At 66.7% G+C, this 8,235-nt stretch carries 6 protein-coding genes; 2 read left to right on the forward strand and 4 right to left on the reverse strand.

Translation table 11 applies throughout. From position 1 onward, the window contains the following. From wspA to FFS27_RS24115, 3 genes are all read right to left on the reverse strand, one after another. Window positions 1–1,058, reverse strand: a 1,058-nt coding sequence (gene wspA, locus FFS27_RS24105; RefSeq protein ID WP_137952249.1) for a Wsp signal transduction system chemoreceptor WspA, incomplete at its 3' end; no start/stop codon positions are given. Between the two features lie 266 nt (window positions 1,059–1,324). After that, complete coding sequence (locus FFS27_RS24110; RefSeq protein WP_003109626.1) at window positions 1,325–2,944, reverse strand: MFS transporter; 1,620 nt, start codon at window positions 2,942–2,944, stop codon at window positions 1,325–1,327. Window positions 2,945–3,052: 108 nt separating this feature from the next. Continuing rightward, the gene (locus FFS27_RS24115; protein WP_137952250.1) at window positions 3,053–4,726 is read right to left on the reverse strand and encodes a GMC family oxidoreductase; all 1,674 of its coding nucleotides are present in this window, start codon (window positions 4,724–4,726) and stop codon (window positions 3,053–3,055) included. 171 nt (window positions 4,727–4,897) lie between these two features. On the opposite strand from FFS27_RS24115, the gene FFS27_RS24120 reads away from it, so the two are divergent. Then, a complete protein-coding gene (locus FFS27_RS24120; protein ID WP_003092552.1) occupies window positions 4,898–5,803 on the forward strand; it encodes a LysR family transcriptional regulator in 906 nt (301 codons plus the stop codon). A gap of 36 nt (window positions 5,804–5,839) precedes the next feature. On the opposite strand, the gene FFS27_RS24125 is transcribed toward FFS27_RS24120, so the two are convergent. Beyond that, entirely contained in the window at window positions 5,840–6,535 is a 696-nt protein-coding gene (locus FFS27_RS24125) for a tellurite resistance TerB family protein (protein ID WP_003137961.1), read from the reverse strand. Between the two features lie 321 nt (window positions 6,536–6,856). Here FFS27_RS24125 and FFS27_RS24130 point away from each other — a divergent pair. Further along, a partial coding sequence (locus FFS27_RS24130) for an NAD(P)-binding protein (RefSeq protein WP_137952251.1) occupies window positions 6,857–8,235 on the forward strand: 1,379 nt, incomplete at its 3' end.

Here is an 8,235-nt window from a genome sequence, read left to right on the forward strand (position 1 = left end):
CCCATCACGTGGTGCATGGTTTCCTCCATGCGCGCCAGGCCCAACTGGCCGGAACCGGCCAGGGTCGAAGTCTGCTCGGCGGCGCCGGAGACTTCGCTCATGGTCCGCACCAGGTCGCGCGAGGTGGCGGCGATCTCGCGAGAAGTGGCGCCGATCTCCGTGGTGGTCGCGGCGGTTTCGGTGGCGGTGGCCTGCTGCTGCTTGGAGGTCGCGGCGATCTCGGTGACCGAGGTGGTGACCTGCACCGAAGAACGCTGGGCCTGCGACACCAGGCCCTTGAGTTCCTCGGCCATGCCATTGAAACCGGTCTCGATGGCGCCGAACTCGTCGCGGCGGCCAAGGTTCAGGCGCGCGGTGAGGTCGCCGCCGGCCATCAGGTCGAGGCTGCGGACGATCTTCTGGATCGGCTGGGTGATCGCCCGCAACAGCAGGAACCCGCAGATGCCGGCTACCACCACCGCCAGCAACAGGGTCACCAGCATGCTCAGTTCGGCGTCGTCCACCGCGTTGACGATGTTCTCCGAGGCGCGATCGGCGATGTCCTTGTTCAGCTCGATCAGCTCGTTGAGGTACTTGCGACCGTCGCGCCAGTGCTCGGTCAACGGGCCGGCGACGAGCTTGCCGGCTTCTTCGAAGCGTTTCTCGCGATACAGCTCGAGCACCTTGTCGTGCTGCTCCAGGTAGGCCTTGCGCACACCCAGGAAACCGGCGAGCAGTTCGTGGTCGCGGGCCTCGTCCGGGTTCATGGTCTTCTGGTAGGAGGCGATCTGCTGGTCCAGGCGCTCCTCGCTGGCAAGGATGCTGTCAGCCTCGGCCTTGCTCAGCTCGTGGTCGTCGGTGACGCCGAACAGTTCCTGGGTCTGCAGGTAGTTGTCGGTCCACGAACTGCGTACCAGGGTGATGAAGTACATCCCCGGCATGGCGTCGTCCTGGACACGGTAGGCGCCCTTTTCCACCGTCAACATCTTCACGTACGCAGTAGCGGCCATCAGCAGCATGATCGCGATGATCACGGCGAAACTTGCCAGGATTCGCTGGCGAACAGTCCAGTTCTTCACATTTTTCCCCAAGACTCGAGTCCGGATTCGTTCCTGCCGCCACAACGGCCCGTCAATCGCGCGGACTGTATAGGCCGTCCCCGGCACCGGCAAGCAGCGCCATAGGGTTTTCCCGCTATTGTAGGCGCTGGAAAGGCGTTTTTTGACGCCAGAAGTGTGGCAGAAAGACAAAGAAAGAAAACTGGCAAGCCAGACTTTTCTGAGAAGACAGGCACATCACGGAGGGAATGTGCGCCCCGTCCCCATGCCGGGAACGGGGCGCGATGTCACCGGTGGATATCGGTATGGCGGGTTTCGCGGAGGAACAGCAGGGCGCAGACCAGGCTGCCGCCGGTGATCAGCACCGGATACCAGAGGCCGTAGAAGATGTCGCCGGTGTACACCACCAGGGCGAACGAGACCGTGGGCAGGAAGCCGCCGAACCAGCCGTTGCCGATGTGGTACGGCAGGGACAGCGAGGAATAGCGGATGCGGGTCGGGAACAGTTCGACCATCAGCGCCGCCAGCGGGCCGTAGCAGAGGGTGGAGATCAGCACCAGGGCGAAGATGATGGCGATCACCATCGGCTTGTTCACCTGGCTACCGTCGGCCTGCTGCGGGTAGCCTGCCGCCTTCACCGCGGCCGCCATCGCTTCGGCGTCGAAGCCGGCGATCTCGGTCTCGCCGACCCGTATCCTGACGTCGCTGCCGGCGGGCGCCGCCACCGTCGAGTAGGGCAGGCCGGCCTTGACCAGGAAGGTCTTGACCTTGTCGCAGGGGCTGTCGAAGGTCGCCTTGCCCACCGGGTCGAACTGGAAGGTGCAGGTCGCCGGGTCGGCCACCACGCTGATCGGCGACTGCCGGCTGGCCTGGTCGATGGCCGGATTGGCGTAGTGGGTCAAGCCCTTGAACAGCGGGAAGTAGAACAGCGTGGCGAGCAGCAGGCCGGCCAGCAGCACCGGCTTGCGGCCGATGCGGTCGGACAGCCAGCCGGCGACGATGAAGAACGGCGCGCCAAGCACCAGGGCGACGATCAGCAGACCGTTGGCGGTGCCGCCATCGACCTTGAGCACCTGGGTGAGGAAGAACAGCACGTAGAACTGCGCCGTGTAGAAGGTCACCGCCTGGCCGGCATTGATGCTGAACAGCGCGGTCAGCACCACCTTCAGGTTGCCCCACTGGGTGAAGGACTCGCGCAGCGGCGCCTTGCTGACCTTGCCCTCGGCCTTCATCTTGAGGAACGCCGGCGACTCGCGCATGGACAGGCGGATCCAGGTGGAGATGCCCAGCAGGACGATGGACAGCAGGAATGGCAGGCGCCAGCCCCAGGTCTCGAACTCGTCGCCGGTCAACTGGCGGCAGGCCAGGATCACCAGCAGCGAGAGCAACAGGCCGAGGGTCGCGGTGGACTGGATCCAACTGGTGTAGCTACCGCGCTTGTTCGCCGGGGCGTGCTCGGCGACGTAGATCGCCGCGCCGCCGTACTCGCCGCCCAGGGCCAGGCCCTGGAGCATGCGCAAGGTGACCAGGATGATCGGCGCGGCGACCCCGATCGAGGCATAGGTGGGCAGCAGGCCGACGGCGAAGGTCGACAGCCCCATCAGCAGGATGGTCACCAGGAAGGTGTACTTGCGCCCGATCATGTCGCCCAGGCGGCCGAACACCAGCGCGCCGAAGGGCCGCACCAGGAAGCCGGCGGCGAAGGCCATCAGGGCGAAGATGAAGGCCGTGGTGTCGTTGACGCCGGCGAAGAACTGCTTGCTGATCACCGCCGCCAGGGCGCCGTAGAGGAAGAAGTCGTACCACTCGAAGACCGTGCCCAGCGAGGAGGCGAAGATCACCTTGCGCTCCTCCTGGGGCGTGGTCGCAGGCACTGTGTAGGAAGGGGTCGTTGCGTACTCGGTCATTGCGGCTCTCCCGCCCCTTGTGGGGGCTCTTATTGTTGTCTGCCATTTCCGTTTTCAGCGTCGACCGCTGCGGCGCCGGGCGCCACGCGATACGGGGTGTAGCGATCCTCAGGCCTCCACCGCCTCCTTGCCGCCGGCGGCCATGGCGCTTTCGACGACCTGCGGCGCGGCCTCGCGGCGGCGCTCGGCGAGAATCATCTGCGCCGCCTTCTCGGCGATCACCAGCACCGGCGAACAGGTGTTGCCGGAGGTCAGGCTGGGCATGATCGAGGCATCGGCGATACGCAGGCCGGGGATTCCGTGCACCCTCAATTGCGCATCCACCACTGCCTGCCCCCCCTGCCCCATGCGGCAGGTGCCGGCAGGGTGGAAGATGGTGGTGCCGATCTCCGCCGCGGCGCGCTGCAGATCCTCTTCGCTGCGGTATTCCGGGCCGGGCTTGTACTCCTGCGGACGGAAGGCGGCCAGCGCCGGCGCGGCGGCGATGCGGCGGGTCAGGCGAATGGCGTCGGCGGCGACCTTGAGGTCGCGCGGATCGCTCAGGTAGTTGGGCTGGATCGACGGCGCCTCGCCCGGGTCGAGCGAGCGGATGCGCACCGTTCCCCGGCTGTGCGGACGCAGGTCGCAGACCGACGCGGTGAACGCCGGGAAGGCATTCAGCGGCTCGCCGAAGCGATCCAGCGAGAGCGGCTGGACGTGGTATTCGAGGTTGGCCGAGGGCTGCTGCGGATCGGAGCGGGCGAAGGCGCCCAGTTGGCTCGGCGCCATCGACAACGGCCCGCTGCGGCTCGCCAGGTAGCGCAGGCCCATGCCCAGCTTGCCCCATAGGCTGCCGGCGATCTGGTTGAGGGTGGGAACGCCGTCGACCTTGTAGATCATGCGCAGTTGCAGGTGATCCTGGAGATTGCCACCGACCCCGGGCAACTCGTGGACGACCCCGGCGCCGAGCCGCTCCAGCAGGTCCCGCGGGCCGATCCCGGAGCGTTGCAGCAGGCACGGCGAACCGATCGCGCCAGCGCTCAGGACGATCTCGCGGCGCGCCTCGAAGCGCTGCTCGCGGCCCTGCCAACGGACCGACAGGGCCTTGGCGCGGCCGTCCTCGAGGAGCACCCGCTGGACTTCGGCATGGGTCAGAACCGTCAGGTTGGCGCGCTGCGCGATGCCGCGCAGGAAGCCTTTCGAGGCATTCCAGCGCACCCCGCCGCGCTGGTTGACCTGGAAGTAGCCGCAGCCTTCGTTGTCGCCACCGTTGAAATCCTCGACGCTGGCGATTCCGGTCTGCGCCGCCGCCTGCTGGAAGGCATCGAGCAGCTTCCAGGAGAGCCGCTGGCGTTCTACCCGCCATTCGCCGCCGGCGCCGTGCATTTCGCTGGTCCCGGCGAAATGGTCCTCCATCCTGCGGAACAGCGGCAGCAGCTCTCTCCAGCTCCAGCCCGGATTGCCTTCGGCCACCCACTGGTCGTAGTCGCGGGCCTGGCCACGCATGTAGATCATGCCATTGATCGAGGAGCATCCTCCGAGCACCTTGCCGCGCGGGTACTTCAGGGAACGACCGTTGAGCCCGGGGACCTCGTCGGTGTCGAAGCACCAGTCGGTACGCGGGTTGCCGATGCAGTAGAGGTAGCCGACGGGAATGTGGATCCAGGGATAGTTATCCGGACCGCCGGCTTCCAGCAGCAGGACACGGTTGGCAGGGTCGGCGGAAAGCCGGTTGGCCAGCAGGCAGCCGGCAGGTCCGGCGCCAACGATGAGGTAGTCGTAGGTATCCAGTACCTCGGGCATGGCGAGCCTCGTCTTGTCGTTCTTGTGATGGGCCGTCGGACCTGCGGATGACCGGCAAGTCTCGAACGGCTTGAGGCTAGTCGTTCATTCGCGATAAAAAAACAAACGTTTCGGGGCAGCTATTGTTCGTTTTCTAACAGCACCCCCTCGGCCCGGCAGAAGGCGCTCCCCATGTTCGACTGGAATGACCTGCGTTTCTTCCTCGAGTTGCAGCGCAGCGGTCGCCTGCTGACCGCCGCCAAGCGTCTCGGCACCACTCACGCCACGGTGGCCCGGCACATCGAGAACATCGAGCGCGACCTCGGCACCCAACTGTTCGCCCAGCACACCGGCGGCTACCAGTTGACTCCGGCCGGCCAGGCGCTGCTCAAGCACGCCGAGGCGATGGAGAACACCGCGCTGCTCGCCCAGGAAGAAATGAGCCAGAGCATCTCGCCGCTGGGGCAGATCCGCATCGGCGTCACCGAAGGCCTCGGCAGCGTCTTCCTCGCTCCGCGCCTGGCGCAATTGATGCGCCACTACCCGGGCCTGGAGGTCGAGCTGGTCTCGGTGCCGCGCTTCGTCAGCATCACCAACCGCGAAGCGGACATCGCCATCTCCCTAGACCGGCCGAGCGCCGACCTGGTGATCACCCGCCTGCTGACCCGCTATCGCCTGGCGTTGTTCGCCAGCCCCGCCTACCTGGAACAGGCGCCGCCGCTACGCGACCGCGACGACCTCGGTAGGCACCAGTGGATCGGCTACGTCGACGACCTGCTGTTCAGCCAGGAACTGATGTTCCACCACAGTTTCTGCCGCCACCCCCAGGTCGTGTTCCGCAGCACCAGCGTGGTCGCCCAGCAGCAGGCGGCGCAGGCCGGCATCGGCCTGGCGATCCTGCCGCACTTCATGGGTAGCCGCGATCCGTTGCTGGTACCGGTGCTGCCCGAGGAAAGCATCCAGCGCGAGTACTGGATGAGCACTCGGCGGGAGCTGCACCGCTCGGTGCGCCTGCGGGTGGTCTGGGACTTCCTGCTGGAGCTGTGCCAGCGCGAGCGGGAGGTTCTGCTCGGCCCTTCGGCGACGCCGCCGCCATGATGGCGGCGGTTATCCGCGGAACGACGCTCCGCCGTCTCAGGCCAGGCGCTGCAGCGCCTGTCTGGCCTGGTTCTCCAGCTCCAGCTTGAACGAGGGTTCCAGGCGCAGCTGCCGCGCCAGCTCCTCGAGGTAGGAGCGCTCCATGAAGCTTTCCTCGTCGACCATCAGCAGGCTGGCCAGGTACATCTCGGCGGCGATCTCCGGGGTGCTCGCGGCACGGGCGATCTCGGCCGGGTCCAGCGGCTTGTTCAGCTCGCGCTCCAGCCAGCCCTGCACCTCGCGGTCGCTGGTCAGCTTGGCCACCTCGCCTTCGATCATCTGCCGTTCGCGCTCGTCGATGTGGCCGTCGGCCTTGGCCGCACCGACGATGGCCTGGAGGATCGCGTGGCTATGCACTTCGGCCTGGGCTTCCGGCAGGCGGTCGACGGTCTGCGGCTGCGCCTGCGGCGCGGCGCCGCTCTGTTGCTGCTGCCAGTTGTTGTAGGCCTTGTAGGCGATCACCCCGAGCGCGGCAAGGCCGCCGTAGGTGATCGCCTTGCCGCCGAACTTGCGCGCCTTCTTGTTTCCCAGCAGCAGGCCGATGGCGCCAGCCGCCAGGGCTCCGCCGCCGGCGCCGGAAAGCAGGCTGCCGAGCTGTCCGCCACCGCTGGCGCCGGGCTTGCCGCCGGTCTTGTTCTGCAACATTTCCTGCCCGGACTTGAGCAATTGGTCGAGCAAACCACGGGTATTCATGAGGAACCTCCAGGACGTTCGGTAACAACCGGATTCGACCGACTCTAGCCCTTCGCGTCCGCGCTGCCCGCCGGGAGTTTGCTTCGAGATATTGCCGGCCTCCGCGGACACCGTGGCAAAGCGCGACGCATGTCACATTTTTCCAGATAGAGGCCTAGTGCCAGCAGAAAGCCCTTCGACGCGCCGGCATGGCCCTCTAAACTCCGCGCCCGCCCGCGACTGCGGGTCGGCGTCCAACGCCAGCCGCTCCGCGCGCATTCGCAACAGCAAACTGTGAACATGGCTCCCCCGAGCCACCCACTGCCTCGCAAAGGACTTCCCATGACCATCTCCCGCCGCGACTTCCTGAACGGCGTAGCCCTGACCATCGCCGCAGGCCTGACCCCCGCCGAGATCCTCCGCGCCGCCCCCGGCGGCCGCTACTATCCGCCCGCGCTCACCGGCCTGCGCGGTAGCCATCCGGGCGCCTTCGAAGTCGCACACCAGATGGGCTGGGAGAAGAAGACCTTCGATGTCGACCACCTGCCGATCGAAGAGGAATACGACCTGGTGGTGGTCGGCGGCGGCATCAGCGGCCTCGCCGCCGCCTGGTTCTATCGCGAACGGCACCCCGCGGCGCGCATCCTCGTCATCGAGAACCACGACGACTTCGGCGGCCATGCCAAGCGCAACGAATTCCAGGCCGGCGGGCGCACCATCCTCGGCTACGGCGGCAGCGAGTCGCTGCAATCGCCGAACGCCCTCTACAGCGAAGACGCCAAACACCTGCTGAAACGCCTGGGCGTCGAGCTCAAGCGCTTCGAGACAGCCTTCGACACCGACTTCTACCCCGGCCTGGGCCTGTCCCGCGCGGTGTTCTTCGACAAGGCCAGCTTCGGCGTGGACAAGCTGGTCAGCGGCGACCCGACGCCGATGGTTGCCGACGAGGTCCCCCGCGATCGTCTCAATGCCCGCTCCTGGCGCGCCTTCATCGGCGATTTCCCGCTGAGCCGCGAAGACCGGGAGGCGCTCATCGCGCTGTACGAATCACCTCGCGACTATCTTGCCGGCAAGAGCGTGGAAGAAAAGGAAACCTACCTGGCGAAGACCAGCTACCGCGACTACCTGCTCAAGAACGTCGGGCTCTCGGAAACCTCGGTGAAGTACTTCCAGGGCCGCAGCAACGACTTCTCTGCCCTCGGCGCCGACGCCCTGCCGGCGGCCGACGCATACGCCGCCGGCTTCCCCGGCTTCGACGCCCTCGGCCTGCCGCAACCCAGCGAGGAGGCCCAGGCGGAAATGGACGAGCCGTACATCTACCATTTCCCCGACGGCAACGCCTCGCTGGCTCGGCTCATGGTGCGCGACCTGATCCCCGCGGTGGCGCCGGGCCGAGGCATGGAGGACATCGTCATGGCCCGCTTCGACTACTCGAAGCTGGACCTCGCCGGGCACCCGGTGCGCCTGCGCCTGAACAGCACCGCCGTCAGCGTGCGCAACCGCGCCGGCGGCGTCGATGTCGGCTACAGCCGCGCCGGCCGCCTGCACCGGGTACGCGGCAAGCACTGCGTGATGGCCTGCTACAACATGATGGTGCCGTACCTGCTGCGCGACCTCTCCGAGGAGCAGGCCCACGCGCTGAGCCAGAACGTCAAGTTCCCGCTGGTGTACACCAAGGTATTGCTGCGCAACTGGCAGGCCTGGAAGACCCTCGGCATCAA

This window comes from Pseudomonas sp. 2VD, assembly GCF_005503585.1.
GTDB lineage: Bacteria > Pseudomonadota > Gammaproteobacteria > Pseudomonadales > Pseudomonadaceae > Pseudomonas > Pseudomonas aeruginosa.

Excerpts from the sequence above, each read along its gene's own strand:
- FFS27_RS24125 (WP_003137961.1), bottom strand. The coding sequence starts at position 6,535 with ATGAATACCCGTGGTTTGCTCGACCAATTGCTCAAGTCCGGGCAGGAA.
- FFS27_RS24110 (WP_003109626.1), bottom strand. The coding sequence starts at position 2,944 with ATGACCGAGTACGCAACGACCCCTTCCTACACAGTGCCTGCGACCACG.
- FFS27_RS24115 (WP_137952250.1), bottom strand. The coding sequence starts at position 4,726 with ATGCCCGAGGTACTGGATACCTACGACTACCTCATCGTTGGCGCCGGA.
- FFS27_RS24120 (WP_003092552.1), top strand. The coding sequence starts at position 4,898 with ATGTTCGACTGGAATGACCTGCGTTTCTTCCTCGAGTTGCAGCGCAGC.